Here is a 19,005-nt window from a genome sequence, read left to right as displayed (position 1 = left end):
TTACATGATCCGTCTCATTGATTTTTTAGCAGCCTTTGTTGGCTTGTTGTTACTATGGCCTGTGTTACTCATTGTTACTGTCATTGGCATGTTTGATACAGGTTCTCCAATTTTTGTTCAGACTCGCGTGGGAAAGAATAAGAAGGCTTTTAAACTTATTAAGTTCCGGACTATGTCTGTTGAAACAAAATCAGTTGCAAGCCATTTAGCTAGTAATTCTTCAATTACTAAACTAGGTAATTTTTTGCGCAAAACTAAGATTGATGAATTACCGCAACTAATTAATGTGATTAAAGGTGAAATGAGCTTGGTTGGTCCACGCCCAAACTTATTTAACCAAGAAGAATTAATTAAAGAGCGTGATGCTTTAGGTGTTTACGATGTTTTACCTGGTGTAACAGGTTTAGCTCAAGTTCAAAACATTGATATGTCTACACCAGCTTTATTAGCAAAAACTGATAAGCAGATGATTGATAGTCTATCCATTAAAGATTACTTTAAGTACATCATGATGACTGTCACTGGCAGTGGCAGCGGTGATGCTGTAAAATAGGGGCTCTATCGGTCCCATTGAGCTAGATAAGGATAGAATAGCCGTACCAAGGCAATTTGTGTGATTCATAGAGATCGTTCTAATCTGACGATCTCTAAATCCTGCTTGTAATTTGCGTCCTGAAGCCTTTCGTTTTTAATATCATAGCCACTCATTACCTCATCAGAGAATGGCGTTTCATTTTCTATGTACAATACTTCTCCATTGACGTTTTGGCTTTGAGGGCACTATGAGGTCGATCCCAGTTGTAATAATGCCTCCACTCAGAGAGCTGGTTATCCAAATCATCTGAATTGACATCTACAGTTGCGTAAAACTCGGTTTTATCCGTTTTTGACAAGGTTCAACTTTACCATTTAAATCTGGATAAGCGGTTTATTTAAGTGAAATTTGATACTTAATACCATCATCTTTTTCTGTACTTTCCGGCAAAAAAAACTCCCCCCCGCTCGTTCAGGAAGCGTTGTATTGGAAGTGGCATATCTTCAATAACATCATCAATGAAATCTAAGGTATTAGAAGTCTATACCTAAGGAAAGGACATTCGTAATTAATGAAATCCACTTTCGTCTGAATTTTTGAATTGGCTTGATTTGGTGTTTTTTTAAGAATTTTTTTGGACTGTAGCAAAGGTTAATGATATGTCATGAAGCCTAGGTATTTCACTTTGAAGTCTCCAAGCACCTAGGTATATTGTTACACGCAATTCCATGAGTAAAGCTTCTACTTTGTCCGCACTTTTAGGTTTGGTCGCGAGTGAGGACGTTGGCTGACGAATCCATCCTTATTAACCCCTTGATAGCGTCGCCATCATGCCCTATAAATACTGCACTTTAGCAAATTTGACCTGCCCCCTTCGTCTCTTAAATAGCTCGATTTACATAAACATGTTGTTGAATTTCATCATTCATAATACGCAAATATACAGAAAGGATGTGTATGAGTCACATAAATGAGGATTCAGAATGCATTGGCTCAAACCAATCTCGTTATCGATAATATCATTTGCAATATCGAGGCAGAAAACACATTTTTATTTACTTGTGTATTCTACCGTCCTTAAAACTTCCCAATAATGGTAAAATATATCTCTTGATGCAAGACTATAACGGTAGAAGTTTTAGTTGTATTACCGAATTTTACGGCTGAATTAAATAAACCTGCTTTGTGTTTAATTATAGGATTATTAGTATTCAACACGAGAGTTACCTTTTTATTTTGATTGAAAATTGCATTGCTCCAGTCAAGATAGGTAACTCTTAAGAAATCAACTTGATATGTCAGTTCTAATTAGGAGCATAATCTAAAATTGCGGATTGATTAATCTCACCTAGGTGGCGATTTAACTTACCCCCACAATATGACCTTCTTCATTTACGTCAATATTAAGGTATGCAGGCTTCACACCTAAACCAGGCATAGTCATCACATTACCTGCTATTGCTGTAATGAATCCAGCTCCAGCATTTAATCTAAATTCTTTTATTGGAATAATAAAGTTTTTTGGTGCGCCTTTTAACTCTGGGTTATGACTAATCGATAGTGGCGTTTTAGCCATGCAAATCGGTAAATGGTCATAAGCTAATAGCTTGATTTCATTTAGCTGTTTTTTTGCAGTTTCAGAAAGCTCTACCCCAGATGCCCCGTAACCTAACTCTACTAATGTGGACAGCTTTGCTTCAAGACCCATTTCATTATCATAAAGTGTTTTAAACTTATTCTGCTCTTTAGTAGCCTTAATTACTTCTTTAGCTAACTGTTCTGCACCTTGGTCACCCTTTGCAAATGCTTCGCTTACTTCACACGCAAAAGCCCCATCTTGTAAAGACTTTGATTTTAACCATTCAATCTCATCATCATTGTCTGTTGCAAATTTATTGATCGCAACGACCACTGGGATACCATATTGTATTATATTTAAGATATGCCAACGAAGGTTTTCATATCCACTTTCAAGAGCCTGATGTTCAACGCTTTTAGTTTCGCTATCATTCACTAACACTCCATTTGCTTTCAGTGCCTTTAAGGTCACTACTAGTACTGCTGCGTCTGGAACCTTCCCGGCTTGAGGGACTTTAATGTTACAGTACTTTTCAAATCCCATATCTGAACCAAAACCACCTTCAGTCACTACAATATCTGCTAATCCTAAAGCTATGTTGTCTGCAATGATTGATGAGTTCCCATGTGCAATATTTGCGAAAGGTCCAGCATGAATGAAACAAGGCGCACCAGAAAGGGTTTGCATTAAGGTCGGCTTAATTGCTTCTGCCATAATTGCAGTCATAGCACCAGCAACGCCTAGCATCTCTGCGGTAATAGGAGAGCCGAATTTATCCAGCGCTAAATGTACCTTTCCAATTCTTTTACGCATATCTTGGAGGTTTTTACTTAGTGCAAGAATAGCCATCAATTCGGAAGCTGCTGTAATATCAAAACTTGAGCTATGCTGAGGACCATTTATATCCCCTTGCCCGACAGTTATTTCCCTCAAGCTTCTGTCATTATGGTCTACTACGCGTTTCCATAGTACTTTTTGTGGGTCGATATGCAGTGGTTTAAGTTCTGACTGCCTCTTAAACTCTTTTTCTCCTAATCTTTGTTCGTGGTGCAGTCTGGCATCGATAGCCGCCGCCGCGAGGTTATGTGCACTACTAACAGCGTGAATATCACCGGTCAGATGGAAGTTAAGCTCTTCCATTGGTACAACTTGAGCATATCCACCGCCAGCTGCGCCACCTTTGATTCCAAAGATTGGTCCCATGCTTGGTTGTCTTAAACAGGCACAGGCTTTAAATCCTAATTTTTGTAACCCTTGTGTAAGTCCTATGCTTGTGACTGTTTTTCCCTCTCCATAAGGTGTAGGTGTGACAGCTGTTACGATGACCATCTTGCCTTTAGGGGAGTCTTTTAGGCGTTCTAATATGGATAGATTTACTTTGGCTTTGGCTTCTCCATGAGTGACCAATTCGGTTGGTAATAGACCGAGATTTTCGGCAATTTCAGTAATTGGTTTAAGTTGAGCATTATGAGAAATTTCTATGTCAGTAAGCATTAATTAGAATCGCTGTTTTATTGAGTATCTATTATGAAAGGCGGCATATTAAAGTAATTATTTTATGGGGTAAAGTCAGTCTCTGTGCAGGTTCTTAACTTAAGCAAGATGCGATAAAACATTATATATAATAAACCTTCCTTGGTTTTTATTTTGAATATTACGTTAAGCCTTGTTCCCTCATCAACGAATCAAAAGCATTACCATCTGTTCTAGACGCATTAGCCACATATGGCGCATACACATCAAACAGCAGTCTTGTATCACTGTGGCCTAGCATTTGCGAAACATATAGTGGATTCTCATGTGCTGCTATATGCAGAACTGCAGCTGTATGGCGTGTTTCATAAGGTCGGCGTAGTCTTAACCCTGCTTTTTTAAGTGTCGGATACCAGAGTTTTCTACTCACAAAGTGGGTTTCTAATGGCGTTCCAGAAGGTCCGATAAACACAAAGTTAGAATCTGGTCGATTTGCCTCTTTTACCCGTTTAAATGCCTCAAATACGGAATCACACATTTTAAGCTCACGGCGCGATTTCGGTGTTTTCACATCACATGTTTCGCCATTGACCCAGTTCTGTCTAATCCGGATGAGCCGATGGTCAAAATCAATATGCTGCCATTCTAATCCATGCACTTCACAGCTTCTCATCCCTGTCCAAAAGCGGACGATAAAGTAATCCTTCCATTGTTTTGGCACGTTCGCTAAAAATTGGCGCACCTCATCAATTGTCATCGGGTGGGATTCAGCTTTTTCTTCTTTGAGACAGCGATAGCGTCTTAATGAATAATCAAACTTACACTCTTCTGCTGCAAGGCTGACTATCGCCACTAACGGCCACAGAATGTTATTGATGCGCCTATTCGATAACAGTCGTGAACCATCCTTTTTCTCTCCTTCCATTAATCCCTGACGGAAAAAATCAACTTGCGCTAGAGTGACTTCGTTGACCAAAGTATTGCCAAACTGCGGGATTAAGTATTTATCTAAGGTATTGCGCACCGTATCACGATAACTGTTCTTCCATTTGGCTTTTTGTCGTTCAAACCATTGATTAGAAAACGTATCAAAAAATGGATATTGGCGGTCGGGATATTTATTTCGTTGTAGCTTCTCAAACTTGGTGACTTTCTTACTTTTCGGAAAATAATCGCGATATTGAAAACTGCCTAAATCAATTTCAGCATTCATTTGTTTGAGGGTGGCTTTGGCACTAGCGAGGTTTTTAGGGGTTGCCATGAGCTTGGTGCCTTCACGAAAACGGCAGCCATAGAGATGTAGATCGAACTGAATGCGCCCATTGGGGCGGATACGAATATGAACCATAGTGGCCTCCATTGATTGCAGATCGTTAAATAGATCTGTCCCTTACCAATGGAATTCGTTAGAATTTATCCATCGGCTGGGTCTGGTTAATAGTCATCGTAGCCGGTACGGGGTAGGGTGGTTGCCGCCACTCTGCCCCAACTGCTTTTTATAGGTTAACTTAGTTCCTACTTCTCGCTTGTCAGTCGCGTTTGCCTGTCTCGCTTGTTAAACACGCTTTCTCACAGCAAAAGCTAACCAATCTTACTTAGTTTCTTTCCTTCATTGCTAATAACCAATATTGCTTAAAATAGGGCTATTGGTTAAAAACACATCTATTACTATAGCTGTAACTGTATATTTGTCCAGTACTAATCAAAAGTGCTACTCAGAGGTACTGTTCACAAGTACTAATCGTAAGCACTAACTACCTGAAAAACATCGCTACAAGTACTAACCACAAGTGCTGCTCATAAGTGCAGCTCATAAGTGCTAGTCGTCATAGTGTTAATCAGTACGTGCTTTTATCAAAAATGAATCAACACTTACTTACGTTGTTAATGCGGCTGACTGATGATAGTAGGGCTTCAAGATAAACCCTGTTTCAGCATAGTTGTCAGTACTAGTGCTAATTGATGCTAACAGTAATCTAAATCGTTCAGTACAGACAATGCTTTATGACTGCCAAACGTTTTGGTCACACAGTGGATATAGAGTAGCCATTATCAACTTGATACGTTCAGTGTTTTTTAAGGTAGTCAGGCCCCCTGTGTCGGTATTGCAAGCTAGCTTGAAACACGCTGCTACTTTCAGCGTCTCGATTGCTGTTTGGAGCAGTGCTCTACTGTGAAGTGCCTAAAGACAGCCTGAGTTGATACCGGCCAAATAATCACACATCCTCAAAACCAAACAAATCATCTTGGCTATCTTCATCCCCTGTTGCATCTTGTTGTTTTAACATTATCTCTAGCTTGGCTTTTGACTGTAGCACCAGCTCCATTTTGGGGGACGCATATTCGATATCTGTGATGCTTTGGTAAGGATCGCTGTTATCTCTGTCGTTATAAAATCCCAGCTTTAATTCGCCTTGCTCATTAATTAAAACTGCGATTTTCATTTGTTCTGCACTGGTAATATCTTTGATCTGCACACGACTAAGCTGACTGAGGTTGATGCTGTATAGCGAAGGCTTATCACATTCGATATGTTTGGTACGGATAAAACGGTTACTGCCGGTTTCTTCAACTAAGCTGGCAAGCATGACATAGTCTGCATCAATATAGAGTAGCGCTTGATTCGCTTTCTTTAATGGCGTAATCGACAAGTACTTTTTAAGATCTTCCTTAAAATCGTAAATGTTGATGATAATTTTCACTTCGGTTCGATACACAGTTTCTTTTTTTAATCGATATTCACGCAGCGATGCTAACGAGCTGGAGCTCACGCAGTTCCCATCACTAAATATCGCGCGTTCATCATCCAAATAATACTGGATCTGCTCTGCATCAGTGTTATGGCAGATCCTTTCCAGTTGTAACACGCTTTCTTTGTTGAGCAATATGCCATGTGTTGCTTTCATATTCTCTGGTAGCGCACAGGTTTGAATGTTGTTGTCACGCTCAATACGGACTTTTTGCTGCTCTTTAATGAGTTCAAACACATCAAAAGGTTGATGAGAATCTGCGACTTCAAGGATCACCCTCGCTGAATCTGTTGGTAATACTTGGTAAGTTTGATTTTTATGTTGTTCAAGAAAGGCAAGATGAGCCTCTATTGGCGGTTTGGCTTGAATATAGAGACGAGATACTTGCGCCATCAGGCCATTGAGCAGTGGTAGTTTTTGCTGTTTGCCATATTCCACTTCGATAGTGATTGGGGTTTCATCTAAGGTGTTTTTTGACTCAGCTCGCCACCATGTACTAAAGCTACTGGCACATAATGACCATTGACCTTTTTTGAGCCCCCAGTCGCTGTTAAGTGGCAACTTAACCATAGAGGGAAAGTCGCTCTGCCCACCAATTAAATAGCCGACCTCTTTGGTCTCTATCACCACGGTGACATATGGAATAGGATCTTTGTCGCTGATGGTATCTACCAGGTGGCTTATGCCTTGTTTACTGTCTGCATTAAATTCAATTTTTGGCATGGTGGGATCCTCTTAAGCGGTGATAGTTGATAAATCATCAAAATATTGGGCGAGTGGATGTTTGAATATTGCGGTGGAAAATGGCGTGTGCAGCGTGATATTAAGGCGGGTGTCACCAACAGGTATAACGTTATGCTGCACTTTGTCTTGTTTGCGCGCAAAGCGGCTTTTAATTAATGCGAGCTTATTGCTATTAAGGCTTTTTCGGTTTTGCACTAAGGTCAGTGTGGCATCGAATGATTTCATTGCGCCTTGATGGCATAAGCTTTGAAACGCCTTAAGTGTGCGTTGGTTACAGGGGCAATTAAAGACCATATCGAGCTGGCTAGGCTCATCCTGTTTTGCCGAAATTTTACTCGCCTTTGCTTCAATAACTCTTGCTCCGCCTAAGTGCTTAATCGCAGTGCGTTGCTTTTTATCCAGCACTAACCGCTGGTGCTGTCCTAACTGCAACCACGCTTGGCTAAGGGCTTTCATGGTAAGCTCGCCCGTTGTTAACATGCGTATTGCCTGGGTATTCATCAGATAAAAAGTTTGTCTGCTATGCCATTGTTTTGGTATGTGCTCACTCCATCGTTTAAACCATTCATCATCACACCATTGCTGTTTATGCTTAGAAACGACCTGTTTGGGTACCATCCTTTTTAGGAGTTGCGCCTCACTAAAGCTGGGTTGATGGTATTTTTTGGCTTGTTCAGGCAACGCTGCATACTCAGGGCTAAGCTCAGTAAGCACTCTGGAGATGTCATTTGACCCAGTGGGTATATCTAAAAGGTAGCGCAACTCATCCCGGCTGTAGTTGCGTTTATGTGGTTTAAATAGCGGAATGATCCGCTCAAGACCATGCAGGTAATGACGCCGTGTGGTGGCATAGTGTGCATGGCCAAATTGAGCGCTAATCACATCAAAAAGCAAGCTGTCGTTTATCTCGCTAAAATCTCGGCCTTCTAACCAAAAACTAAAGCGTGCTAAGCAGCTCTGTTTAGTCAGCATCGTTTGCATGGCGTTATCATCGAGCAACGAGGCTAAATGGTTATCTTCTCGCTCATAGGCCAAATGCAATCCTTGCAGATAGGTGAGTTCTACACCTGAGTGGCGTAAATGATGAAAACGTACTTGCTGACCAAACAACCCTTTGAGCACTTGCGTCACTGGATATAGATAGTGACTGGCGCGTGAAGCAATCGATTCACCACATAAGGCCAATAATGGTTGGGCGTTATCACTTTCTGCATGCATTTTAATGACGATTCGTATGAGCTTTGCAGCGACTTCAGGCATAACGATATACACGTGGCGAGTTTGCCGGCTTTTTGTTTGGCCCTCAGTAGTCCGTGTAATCGTCAGCTGAAAACGGTTGTTTTGATTGCCGAATTGACGAATATCGCCGACTCGAAGACGCAATACCTCGCCTCGACGTAAAGCGCCGTAAAACCCAAGTAAGGCTGCAACACTGGCAAATAGCCGTTGCAGCGCGTTACCATTGTTGGATGATAGTAAGTGCTCGATAACCTGGTGTAACTGCGAGACGCTGAGCCTAAAAGGATCAATACGAGCAGGTAAGCTTGGCTTTTCAAATTGACTCAAATTAAGGTGGTCGGTTAATGGCTGCTGCGCCACGCTGCGCAAAAATTGGTAGAAATGCCACGCCTGAGAGTCTTTGCTCTCAAGCATTGCAAATGCTTGTTGCGCCCATTCGACTAATTTATCGGGTTCGCAGGCTGCTTGATATGATAACGGAGCAAGGTTTTTGTAAAAGTTGCTGTAGCGGTCGACGGTATCCGCAGGTAGGTTGTCACGTTTAATTCCGCCCTCAATAAATAGCGATTCACAAAAGTGAAACAGCAGTTTGGGAAGGACGTTATCTTGAGTCCAATTGGGCACTAATGGCATGACGGCTGATGAGGATGTGTTGCTTTTACGGCGGTAATACTTGATTAAATCTCTGTGAGGCCAATGAGGCTTGCTCGATTTTGATGTAATGCCGCCTTGCTTTTCTAGTTGAGAAAATACAATAGGCTGATAAAGCGAGTTTTTGACTGAAACAGGTAGAGTCGGGTTGTAGGTGTACGCCAATGTTGCGACATGGCGTTGAGGATCGGAAATATCACGCAATAGCTCGGCAGGCACTTGATAATGATGATGCCACAAAGATTGAAACGTCCGTTGCCACTGGGCTGCCGAGCGCGGAGTGAGGTAATAAGGCTGCGCCGATAACGCATGATTTAACGCTTGTAGCAGTGCATTGGTGGTTGGCGCCTGAGCTTGCTGCAGCGTACATTGTTGTTGTAAAGATTGCTGTAGTAAAGATTGTTGTAGCAAATATTGTTGTAAGAGGCGATAAGCAAACAGCGGCAGTGGTAATCGGGTAAAACTTGGCTGAGTGTTGCTGGCAAACGCAGCGATAGGCGTTGGGTGCGGCACCTTAAGGGTATATTGACCTTCAAAAAATTCAATGGGATCAGTACTACTGAGAACCGCTTGCCAGTAACTTAACGGCAGGGGAGCAACCTCGATGCAGAGTACGGTGAGTAACCAAGCTAATTCGCTTTTTACCTCGCTGTTATTTTTGTTTCTAGTTTTGTTCCTAGTGTTGTTTTTAGCGTTGCTCTTAAGTTTGCTCTGTCGTTCGGCGATAAAGAGCTGGCGTTGCTGTTGGTAGCCTCGAAGTAATGTGCCAGCATTATCATTGAAGACTTGTATTTCATGCATCCACTTTAGTGCACTGTCTTGACAACGCGTCTCCTGTTTTTGCGGTAGCGACCAATCGCAGACGTCATAAAGATATTGTAAGACTTGATCTCGTGCTCGCTTAAGTCGACGTTGCCGTCCTGTGGGAATATCGTTTATGGCCTGATTGATATGCTTGAGATGGACTTCACTGAGTTGACGTTGGCTGGCGTGTTGCTCAATCTGCAAACATACCCAATCGATCTCACTGCGTGCTTCTATCGCGAGTCCCTGATCGTCATGGTAGCGCTGTAGCGTGCTGTAATCGAGCATCTCAATTATCCTCCATGACAGGTGGCAGCTGTAAAAAATCACTAATGCTATTCAGATGCTTGTTGAGCTTTTTCTGTGATGCTGGGAAATGCATGTCACTGCCGAGGTGCTCACCAAAAGAGGAATGTCCCATTAGTTGATCTACATCTTGGGTGGATAACACCGGATCGAGCGCCGCTCTCGCATGCTGAGCAAAAAAGTGCCGTAACTGGTAGGGCACCACTCGATCGTTTGGGAAGCATTCAGACCAATGATGCGTCATAAAGTGGCGTAGTGTTTTTGCTGTCAGCGGCAGCGGCTCACCAAGCTCATTGATTTGATACCACAGCAATACAGAGGGAGCATGTTTCGGAAAAAGTTGATTGAGTTGCTGTTTGAGCTGTTCAAATCGCTGGATGGCTTGCTGTAGATAGTCAGGTAGTGTCACGCTGCGCCAACGGCCTTTGTCGCTAACAATAGCGTGCTTAAAGTTAAAGCAATAAGTTTGCTCAAGCGTAATTGCATGAGTTGGGCGAACGCCAGTTAATACAATAAACAATAATGCGAGTTCACTGGCACGAAAATTAACTAACTCACGTAAGGCGGTGGCGGTGCACTGCGGGCGAGTTAGCTGTTTCCCTTGTTGGTGTATATGACGGAAAAAAGATCGGACTTTGTCTACCTGCAACATACGCTGTGAGCCAATGGCAAGCGGTGGCGTTTTGATATAGGTTTTGGTCGCCTCAGTGAGATCGAGGTGAAATTCTGCAATCCGGCCAGGCTCTGATAAGTACGCTGGTAGCGGATCATTTTTATGTAGCAGTGAGCGCTGATTGGCTGTGATGGGAAGGGGGACATTGAGCATGGGTTCAAGCTTTGGCTCCATCAATACTTGTCGTAGCCTGTCTAGATAGCGGGTTTGGGCGTGAAAGATCTCATAACGTAGCTGCTCGCTGTCTTGGGATTGATAAGCACTGGCGGAGTGATGATGTAAACCTTCTTCACCGAGCAATGCACGTTTGCTGAGTGTCGATAGGCCACTATCAAGATTGGCTAACGTTTTGAAGTAACCAAAAAGTCCATCACGGCGCATGCGGTATCGGCCTAACAACGAGCTTGGTGTGCGCCATTTTGTCGTCAACCAATCAATGAACGTCTCTTTTTCCTGAATAGACAGTTGCCAATGCTCGGTAGACTGGGTTAATGCATGGCTAAAGTAGGCATTGAGTCCATTTGGCAAAGGCTGCCACTGCCATTTAATACCATGATGAGTCTGGTGCGCTAATGCATACTCGACTCAGGAAATATTATTCATCCTTACTCGCCGCAGTGCATTGGCTTTGCATGGCTCACTGCCTGTCAGTATGTCTATTGTGGGGATATCGTTAGTCGTCCGGCAATCTGCAAGCTCGCCTGTTAGCCATAGATAAACAAAATAAAACAACTGTCGGTCGTAACTGCTGATTTTTTTGCTCGCGGTAGGGCGTTTACGTGATTTTAATCGATGCAGGGCGGTAAGGAGTGTTAAGGCAACACTCATGGGCTCTGGGTAAACACCGCCGCTATTACGTTGACGGGTATTGCGTTTGATGGCACTTAGTTTACTCATGCTTTGCCCTTATCGTCATTGTGGGCTCGCTTGTTGCTGTCAAGCCGTATTGCCGATGGTGATACCCCTGCAAATAATGCTAATTGGCTTTTCTTTGGCAGTGACTTTTTTGTTGGAGACTCGTTTAGTTGTGACAGGACGGGTAGCGAAGGGTTGGATTTAGCGGTATTAAGTCGAGAGGCCAGCGTTTTTAGTGTTGAAGATTGATGGCTGTATTGCAATGCAGGCAGCGTGAGCATTAATGTTGTGATGACCTGCTCGATGTTATCCGCTGAATGTTGGTATTCACAGAGCCTGACTTTTTGTGATTGAACACAGGGATGCTGTCGCAACAATGCAAACAGTGGTTCGGGGCTTAAAAGCTGATAGTGTTCTGGCGTTATTGGTATGACATGAAGGGTTATTGTTTGCAGTAAGATGTGTATTTGGTGCTCGTGAAGATATTCAACTACGCAGGGCGGGAACTGCACCGTTAGCTCATCGCTGAGTAAACTTGCGACCAACGGGTGGTACTCGAGGGTAAAGCTACTAATTAGGCGCTGCTTTGTTTTCATATCTACTGGGCAATATTTTTGCCTGCATCCTTTTGTTGTTTGATTGTTATTTCATATAAACCTTAGAGAGACTATTTATGGGTCAACCATTTACGTGACTGCTAGTTATGGCTCAGCGAGTTACGGGTAAGCAAGGCGCAGAGTCTGCTGTTTCTGAAATACTAAAAATCTCAGAACAGTGCTTGTTAGTCAGATTATTGCTGTTCATTAATTGAACATGATGACTTATTTTATTGATAACACGATTGAAATTTAATAAGCAACTAAATATTCAGTGGAGGCTTAACGCTTAATAACTTAACGCGACTTAAGGGCTGGCTTACTAGAGCGGACTTTTATCAGGTTATTTGATGCTTATGCTAGTCTTATACAAGTTTTGGTTGGGTTTGCTTTTCTGGCTTATCTCTGTGTACTGCTAGCTTCTGATAAACGCTTTAATCGCCATTTGAGTAATTTCTTTGCTTCATCGTTCTGCTCTCTAAATACATGAGTTCATAGGATGGGATTGTCGAAAACGTGATTAAAAAGTACCGGGCTGTATCTGTATAGCCCCTAGGGGATGCACTGTATCTCCATGACTTTATTGAATTAAAAGTATTTGGTAATTGTAAGTAAAAAGCTTGTAAACACTGCACTAATAGGCGATGAACTTGGCGTGATTAGTGCGTGGAAGTAGATAGAAAGGCTTGGAGTGGCACGATCTTTGGCTATCGTAGATGAAAAGGAGGTAGTTATAATATGACTTAATCCAATGCGTGGAAAGTCTGTGAATTCGGTCTGTTGTGTAGTGGTACAAAGCCATTAAGCTGCCATAGTTAAATTCAGCATAATAAGAAGTCTATCATCCGAGATAATAAAACGATTGAGGCATTACATTTAAGGCTAATTAGAACAATGTTAAATTGATGGGTCACTCCGTAAAACGTTACATGGATCGTTACGCAGGGTTGATAGACTCGACATTTACTTTACGAAGTTATAATAGCTGGTTAGTGAAGTAAATGAGGCGTTAAGTTTCAAAATGAATTCATTAACTGAGGAGTGCTTGTTAGAGTTAAAGCTTGTAATGTGTCCATTGGGTAGGGCTCTAGAGCTGTTTTGAACATCAATGACTAGATAAACTATAGCTTTGGATCCCTTTAATTTTATAAAATTATAAGTTGCAAATCTAGACTCTATTCCTTAGTATCGAAAGTAAGTAGATAAGAGACTACTTGTATCCGCGCACTTATCCGGCGAATCCTTCTCTTAAGATGATAGAATAAAATCAATTTTATAATTTCTGCAATAATGTAATTCAACATAGATCGGGCGGATTTCTGTGTTGAGAAAATACATGTTGGAGATAATTATGTCTAAAGAAAACCCACTAGTAGCTAATGTTAAACAGCAAGTTTACAACCTTTTTAATCTTCTAGATATTCAACTGAGCGATGCATATAAGATAATAGCTTGGGCCTTTTATCATTGTCCCAGCTACGAAGATTTGCTTACCAGACTTGCAGAGCCAGAGCAGAAGTCACGCTGGTTTGAATTAGCTAGAATTAATCATTTATCTACTGAAATCGAGGTGGATAAGCTAAAAAGTGTTATTCCTATTCTCGTCGACAGACTGAGTTCACGTGTACTATCTAATACAAACCGCTTAGGCTTGACAAATATGGTATATCAAATTTTTGGCCTACCCAAACAAGAGGATTCTTTTGGTTCGCTTTTTTTTAAGATCAGGCAAACTAGCACCTGGGAAGTACTAATAAATTCAGTGGACTCTCCCTGCACCGTGTTGGTAAACCACATAAAAATCAACAATATTTGCTATCGTTTGCTTGCCATTAATACATTCATGCCTGCTAATTGGCCTCTTAAAGAAGAGTTTATTAGTATCGCAGCAGAGATTGCCCCAACATATTCGGATGAGTTTAAACTAAATGTAGTAAAACCAGAAAAGTTACGAGCTGCGGTTTATGGCTATATTCAAGCAAGATTAAGTAACCCTGATGATGACTCTATTGAGTTTAAACTGCCACAATCTAAGCTAACCAACTCAGAAAAAGTAATAGAACAAGATATGCAAAGCCTGCTGAATATCTCTGGACTTGATGGTAGGGACGAGGCTGATGATTTACCTATTGGTTTTAGTTTTAACAATAAAGATATGCTTTCAAATAGTTATCTTGTTTTTGGTTATCCTGTAGATGACATAAGTGGATTACCTAACAACAAATGGATCATGGGTAGTGATAAATATCACTTTAATGATTCTCAGGTTTTCCTTCTCGATGGGCTTCCATTATCTATGGAGTGGATATCTGTTAATCCAACTACTCTAGAGCACAATAGTGAGGATAGTGATCACTTTGAGTCAATTTATGCGCTTTGCTCAAAGCAGGAAGGCTTTGTTCCTAACCTCGAAGAACAAAACGGAGTGCATAAATTGCTTTTTATTAAGCCTGCTTGTGACACTTTAATAAGGCGAGAGCTTGAATTAAAGCCGCATATTGAAGAAGGCTATGAAACGTGGTTTGTGAAAGTAGAAAATTCTTTGTTAGCCGAGCAGGTTATCAGCAAAATATGCAATAGAAATATTTTTATTCACGAAAATGAATATGGCACTAAAGAGGTTATCTGTAAGGTGTCAGGCGACTGGGATGAGTCGCCTGATCTTTCCTTGCGTATAGAAATCTTCAGTGATGACTCTCAGAAATTCGTTAATTTGGATTCAAATATGTTTAGCTGTGGAAAAGAGAATGATTGGACAATATTTATTTGCATATCAGATCGTTTTATCAATGCATTGCGCATCCTAGGAAAGGATAAGTTAATTAAGTCAATGAAAAATGGCCTAGTTTACCAAGCAGAGGAAGGTACATTTTCAAGTCTAGAAGAGAACTTAAACGGATTTCTCGAAAGTTTACCTCTTTTACCCAAAAATGAGTCCTCTATGCTTAACTCTTTTAAGTTACCTGATGATTTTTTGTTAAATCCATTTCGTATGATTGATAACTCCAGACTAACTCAATTTGAGAGAAGTTTTTATTAAATAGAGCAACCTGGCTTATCAATTAACTTAGATGAGCCAGCTTTAATGTTTGAGTAACACAGACAAGCTCAAAATTTACAAGTTGTGAATTTAATAACAATGACTTATCAGATGCTTATAAGCTATTAACTAGAACAAATTACTCTTCTATTAAGACCAGAAGGTTTGTTCAAGAAGAAAAAACTAGGGGGCCCGGATCAATTACTGACGAGCATTGATAATCATATGACAGAAAAGTGGAATAGTCTTCAATAGCATTAATTTGGGTGCCATAAGTTAGCTCTCAGTACCACTATATTTAGGAGTTTATATGCAAAATATCGATTGTACCGAGCCAAGAGTTGTTCGAGTTGGCTTGAAAACAGTATTGGATCTCCTAGCAAAGTGGAATTGCAACCAGCAGCAAATTCAAGCCTTACTTAAATTACCTGAAAATTTTGATGCTTTGAGTGTTGAAGCTTCGAGTTTTGAAGAGATGAGCTTTAGTGACGAGCAAGTCGAAAGAGTTAGTTATATTTTGAATATACATGCTGGGTTGCGCGTAGCATTTAGTAATCAAAAAAACGTCTACGGCTTTATGAGCATGGTTAATCATGCTTCACCCTTTAATGGGATGCTGCCAATTGATTTCATTTGTAATGGTGATCGTCAATGCTTGCAACGCCTTCAAGCGTACATTGATGGGCTTATTAATGCGTAATCGGTTATCGTCTGGAGAACGGTAACTCGCTTACGTTAAGTCTAGGAGTTTGCTTCGAATGAACTGTGCTGAGTATAATTTAAGCGAACGAATAATTAGGGGCTTATGATGAGTGATAGCTATGAAGAGCTTAAGGCTGAAAAAGCGGCCCGCCAACTTCGGTACGTTCAAAAGATAATTGAGAACAAGTTCCCTGCTAATGCAAGTCGCTCTTCTAGGGCAGGCTCTAATCGAAAAAGTAAGGCTCCTCTCCCTGCTTTGCCGCCAAAGTTTGGTATCACATAATCTAGTCACTAAATATTAGCAAAATTTAGTGTTCTGTATTTATGTTGCCTGGTTAAAATGTAGTGGCTAGATCTACTCCTCCTAGAATCTAAGACCTTCTTTTAATTGCTTCAATAAAGCCTTCGAAGTCACTTAAATGATGCTTGATAACATGAATCACAATGTCAAGGTTAAGCTCTTGATAGTCGTGTACCGCTATATTTCTTAGACCCACCATTTTTTTTAGGTTATTAGCTAACTCTTCGTTCAGTACATTGTTTTGTGCTAACAAGGTTAAGCTATCTCGGCTGCTTTGCGGGATACCGTATTGATGTTGGCGGTTTAAATGATTGGCTATATCAATGCAAGCTTCACAACTACGTTGTAGGTTGAGTATCACACTGTCTTGTAGTGTAAAATCTTGCTTAAATAACGTTCCATCACCATACACATCATTTATACGTTTTAGACAGCGTTTGATCGTGGCTATTTTATTGATGAGAATATCATTCATTAGTTGTTCCCTTACTGCTATGCGCCACTTTATTAGAAGTGAAATCGGCTAATATCATACTTCTTTCCGCTTGCAGGTGTTGGTACATGGACATGGTTTTAACCGTAAAATAATTATCATCATTCTGGCTTCCCCATAGCAATTTTCCCTGAGTAATAACCTGTTGGCACAATACGGTTGATGCGGTATTTAAATCAATTAAATCGACATCGATATTGAGTTCACATGCTAATGTTTGCGCAATTTGCCAACGGTCAAGGTTATCTAGTGCCTTAGCTGGCAATATAGCAATATCTAAATCACTTTCAGAATGTTGTTCACCACTAGCGAAGGAACCAAATAAATAGATAAGTTTTACATCTGGGACTTTAGTGAGAATAGAATTAATCAAAAATGTTTTATTTAAATTAAACATAATTATAAAAAATGCCCATGTGACTTTATGGTTTTGCTCAATTAAGTGTATCACAGTGGGTTGAAGCTAAGAAGTTAAAGCCGAGTAAGCGAAGACGGAAAAGCGGAACGGCCTTTGGCTTACGGTTGACGGAACGCCACACTGACAGAAAAGACTAAGAAGGTAAAGCGTGCAGTAGCTCAGACCTTTCAATTTAATACATAGCACTAGCAGGTTAGCATGAGCGAATATCAATCCTACCGTTTTGAGTGTGTAGATAACTATCCAGCAAGAGAGGGCTAGGGAGCAAGCAACGAAAGGCGCAGGGACAAATTTCAAGCCGGGCCGAATTCCCCGTGACTTCTTTTTAGGTCGTTTATCACTACAGAGACCTAAAGGCTGAAGCCTACGATATTGTACTTGATGATTTTGATGTGGATTTCTATTACGCAGATTGGGGCGATAACACGCTATAGTCAATTCCTGTGCATCGCTTTCTTGTAAACGTCACTGCGCTCTCTTTTACCAACAGCTAAGACGGTGACTGTGATTACATTATCTTCGACTTTGTATACTAAGCGGTAGCCTGACTGTCTTAGTTTGATTTGGTATAAATTATCAGCTCCTGATAGTTTAGATGCCTGAATGTGAGGGTTTTCTAAGCATTCAATTAATTTTTTCTTAAATTGTTCACGAAGCGTTGCACCTAGCTTACTCCACTCTTTATATGCGCTCTTTTTGAAATCTAGCTTATAAGTCATGGATGTTTACCGAAATCGTTTCTTCATTTTCTCGCTCCGCAGCAAGAGATAACAATTCTAAATCTTCAAGACGATCCATCAATAACTCATAAGCTTCTGCTGGTACACAATAAAATGCTGGCTCATTTCTGTTCAGAACAGCAACTGCTTCACCATATGCACTTGAGGCAACTTTCATTGGATTAGCTTTAAACTCGGTAATACTTGCTGCTACATCAGCTAAAATTCTTGTCGTCATAGCGGTCTCTAATTAGGTTGTTTATTCGGTCATTATAGCGTGTCATTGCTTTTTGGACAAAGCGAACCCAGCAGTTTATTACATTCGACATTGTAGGTTTATTATTAGGTTTGTTTAGGAACGATACTTTCGTGCTCTTCAATTACGCGTGTTGCATCCTCGTTCGTAAGCCTAACGATATATTCAGTTAAACATTTCATACCAAGCAATGCAGATGCTTTTTTAGCTTTTGCTTTTATTTCTTCATCAAGACGGAGATCTAAACGTGCTGTTGCCATCATTCCTCCTATGTACGGACGTATTTCGTAACATCAGAAACAATCATTCAAATAATGATTACATTCAACTTGTACGGAAAGGTTATGGACTTAAAAGGTAATGATTTCGATTTGATCTTGAGACTCGTAAAATGGTCGGGTTCGGAGTTCAGATAATTTTTAGTATGGTAAAGACACTGCTGTTACTTCAGGAAGTCTGCTCGACATTCGGTCATGATGTTGACACCGCCGAGAGGGGACGGGTCGGCAATAATGGCTAAGCATGCGTTCGCAAACAATAGCCATGCTGACGACTAAAAAGGCGCATCAAAATTAAAACCTAACTCGATGAGCCATCCCTGCCTAAATAGTGCTTTTCTGCTGTTGTTCACGGACATTGTCAGCTCTACAAGCGGCAGTTAGCGTGAGTGTTATCGCTTTTTCATCTCAGTTAACACTGTCTCAAAAGGCAGTGATATTGACCGTTTTCAGTCTCATGCAGATGGGGCGGGGCGCAGAAAATCCTTAAATTTAAAGGGTAATATTGGCATTTGCTGAGTGCGGTAGAATAGCGCTAACCATTTACCTGCATTACCAATCGAAACTCTCGCTATCTTGAAAGGCATCTCCTG

General features: G+C 41.0%; 15 protein-coding genes and 1 pseudogene. 3 read left to right on the top strand and 13 right to left on the bottom strand.

The annotated features are described in order from the left end of the window. Window positions 1-4 precede the first annotated feature (4 nt). Window positions 5-553 (top strand): sugar transferase, encoded by a 549-nt coding sequence (locus L2740_RS13560; protein ID WP_248950694.1) that lies wholly within the window; start codon window positions 5-7, stop codon window positions 551-553. A 184-nt stretch (window positions 554-737) separates the two neighbouring features. Here the strand turns inward: L2740_RS13560 and L2740_RS21510 are convergent, their stop codons facing one another. The 8 genes from L2740_RS21510 to L2740_RS13525 all read right to left on the bottom strand — a co-directional run bounded on the left by L2740_RS21510 (window position 738) and on the right by L2740_RS13525 (window position 12,205). After that, window positions 738-893 (bottom strand): integrase core domain-containing protein, encoded by a 156-nt coding sequence (locus tag L2740_RS21510; RefSeq protein WP_420833533.1) that lies wholly within the window; start codon window positions 891-893, stop codon window positions 738-740. Between the two features lie 1,002 nt (window positions 894-1,895). Further along, entirely contained in the window at window positions 1,896-3,608 is a 1,713-nt protein-coding gene (locus L2740_RS13555; RefSeq protein ID WP_248950693.1) for a formate--tetrahydrofolate ligase, read from the bottom strand. A gap of 160 nt (window positions 3,609-3,768) precedes the next feature. Beyond that, the gene (locus L2740_RS13550) at window positions 3,769-4,935 is read right to left on the bottom strand and encodes an Arm DNA-binding domain-containing protein (protein ID WP_248950692.1); all 1,167 of its coding nucleotides are present in this window, start codon (window positions 4,933-4,935) and stop codon (window positions 3,769-3,771) included. 868 nt (window positions 4,936-5,803) lie between these two features. Beyond that, on the bottom strand, window positions 5,804-7,060 hold the full coding sequence (locus L2740_RS13545) for a hypothetical protein (RefSeq protein WP_248950691.1): 1,257 nt from the start codon (window positions 7,058-7,060) through the stop codon (window positions 5,804-5,806). Window positions 7,061-7,072: 12 nt separating this feature from the next. Continuing rightward, window positions 7,073-10,063 carry a site-specific integrase gene (locus tag L2740_RS13540; RefSeq protein WP_248950690.1) on the bottom strand — a complete coding sequence of 997 codons (2,991 nt, stop codon included), beginning with the start codon at window positions 10,061-10,063 and terminating at the stop codon, window positions 7,073-7,075. A gap of 1 nt (window position 10,064) precedes the next feature. Next, window positions 10,065-11,282 (bottom strand): site-specific integrase, encoded by a 1,218-nt coding sequence (locus tag L2740_RS13535; protein WP_248950689.1) that lies wholly within the window; start codon window positions 11,280-11,282, stop codon window positions 10,065-10,067. 57 nt (window positions 11,283-11,339) lie between these two features. Continuing rightward, window positions 11,340-11,651 carry a hypothetical protein gene (locus L2740_RS13530; protein WP_248950688.1) on the bottom strand — a complete coding sequence of 104 codons (312 nt, stop codon included), beginning with the start codon at window positions 11,649-11,651 and terminating at the stop codon, window positions 11,340-11,342. Next, window positions 11,648-12,205, bottom strand: coding sequence for a hypothetical protein (locus L2740_RS13525; RefSeq protein WP_248950687.1), 558 nt, complete (start codon window positions 12,203-12,205; stop codon window positions 11,648-11,650). Before L2740_RS13525 ends, L2740_RS13530 begins: the two co-directional genes overlap by 4 nt. Window positions 12,206-13,556: 1,351 nt before the next feature. Between L2740_RS13525 and L2740_RS13520 the strand changes: the two genes are divergently transcribed. Beyond that, the gene (locus L2740_RS13520) at window positions 13,557-15,245 is read left to right on the top strand and encodes a hypothetical protein (protein ID WP_248950686.1); all 1,689 of its coding nucleotides are present in this window, start codon (window positions 13,557-13,559) and stop codon (window positions 15,243-15,245) included. A 310-nt stretch (window positions 15,246-15,555) separates the two neighbouring features. Next, on the top strand, window positions 15,556-15,945 hold the full coding sequence (locus L2740_RS13515) for a hypothetical protein (protein ID WP_248950685.1): 390 nt from the start codon (window positions 15,556-15,558) through the stop codon (window positions 15,943-15,945). Window positions 15,946-16,318: 373 nt separating this feature from the next. Here the strand turns inward: L2740_RS13515 and hepT are convergent, their stop codons facing one another. The 5 genes and pseudogenes from hepT to L2740_RS13490 all read right to left on the bottom strand — a co-directional run. Continuing rightward, a complete protein-coding gene (gene hepT / locus L2740_RS13510; RefSeq protein ID WP_248950684.1) occupies window positions 16,319-16,723 on the bottom strand; it encodes a type VII toxin-antitoxin system HepT family RNase toxin in 405 nt (134 codons plus the stop codon). Next, the gene (mntA, locus tag L2740_RS13505) at window positions 16,716-17,138 is read right to left on the bottom strand and encodes a type VII toxin-antitoxin system MntA family adenylyltransferase antitoxin (RefSeq protein ID WP_248950683.1); all 423 of its coding nucleotides are present in this window, start codon (window positions 17,136-17,138) and stop codon (window positions 16,716-16,718) included. Before mntA ends, hepT begins: the two co-directional genes overlap by 8 nt. Before the next feature lie 455 nt (window positions 17,139-17,593). Continuing rightward, a complete protein-coding gene (locus tag L2740_RS13500) occupies window positions 17,594-17,878 on the bottom strand; it encodes a type II toxin-antitoxin system RelE family toxin (RefSeq protein WP_248950682.1) in 285 nt (94 codons plus the stop codon). Further along, the gene (locus L2740_RS13495; protein WP_239891619.1) at window positions 17,868-18,116 is read right to left on the bottom strand and encodes a type II toxin-antitoxin system Phd/YefM family antitoxin; all 249 of its coding nucleotides are present in this window, start codon (window positions 18,114-18,116) and stop codon (window positions 17,868-17,870) included. Before L2740_RS13495 ends, L2740_RS13500 begins: the two co-directional genes overlap by 11 nt. A gap of 122 nt (window positions 18,117-18,238) precedes the next feature. After that, a pseudogene (locus L2740_RS13490) lies at window positions 18,239-18,394 on the bottom strand (type II toxin -antitoxin system TacA 1-like antitoxin); the annotation flags it as partial. Window positions 18,395-19,005 lie beyond the last annotated feature (611 nt).

Source organism: Shewanella pneumatophori, assembly GCF_023283895.1.
GTDB classification, from domain to species: domain Bacteria; phylum Pseudomonadota; class Gammaproteobacteria; order Enterobacterales; family Shewanellaceae; genus Shewanella; species Shewanella pneumatophori.
The sequence above is the reverse complement of the archived record's forward strand: the minus strand, read 5'-3'. Positions and strand labels throughout refer to the sequence as shown.

Coding starts and splice junctions, on each gene's coding strand:
- L2740_RS13495 (WP_239891619.1), bottom strand. CDS start 18,116: ATGACGACAAGAATTTTAGCTGATGTAGCAGCAAGTATTACCGAGTTT.
- L2740_RS13530 (WP_248950688.1), bottom strand. CDS start 11,651: ATGAGTAAACTAAGTGCCATCAAACGCAATACCCGTCAACGTAATAGC.
- L2740_RS13555 (WP_248950693.1), bottom strand. CDS start 3,608: ATGCTTACTGACATAGAAATTTCTCATAATGCTCAACTTAAACCAATT.
- L2740_RS13545 (WP_248950691.1), bottom strand. CDS start 7,060: ATGCCAAAAATTGAATTTAATGCAGACAGTAAACAAGGCATAAGCCAC.
- L2740_RS13525 (WP_248950687.1), bottom strand. CDS start 12,205: ATGAAAACAAAGCAGCGCCTAATTAGTAGCTTTACCCTCGAGTACCAC.
- L2740_RS13515 (WP_248950685.1), top strand. CDS start 15,556: ATGCAAAATATCGATTGTACCGAGCCAAGAGTTGTTCGAGTTGGCTTG.
- L2740_RS13540 (WP_248950690.1), bottom strand. CDS start 10,063: ATGCTCGATTACAGCACGCTACAGCGCTACCATGACGATCAGGGACTC.
- hepT (WP_248950684.1), bottom strand. CDS start 16,723: ATGAATGATATTCTCATCAATAAAATAGCCACGATCAAACGCTGTCTA.
- L2740_RS13520 (WP_248950686.1), top strand. CDS start 13,557: ATGTCTAAAGAAAACCCACTAGTAGCTAATGTTAAACAGCAAGTTTAC.
- mntA (WP_248950683.1), bottom strand. CDS start 17,138: ATGTTTAATTTAAATAAAACATTTTTGATTAATTCTATTCTCACTAAA.
- L2740_RS13560 (WP_248950694.1), top strand. CDS start 5: ATGATCCGTCTCATTGATTTTTTAGCAGCCTTTGTTGGCTTGTTGTTA.
- L2740_RS13550 (WP_248950692.1), bottom strand. CDS start 4,935: ATGGTTCATATTCGTATCCGCCCCAATGGGCGCATTCAGTTCGATCTA.
- L2740_RS13500 (WP_248950682.1), bottom strand. CDS start 17,878: ATGACTTATAAGCTAGATTTCAAAAAGAGCGCATATAAAGAGTGGAGT.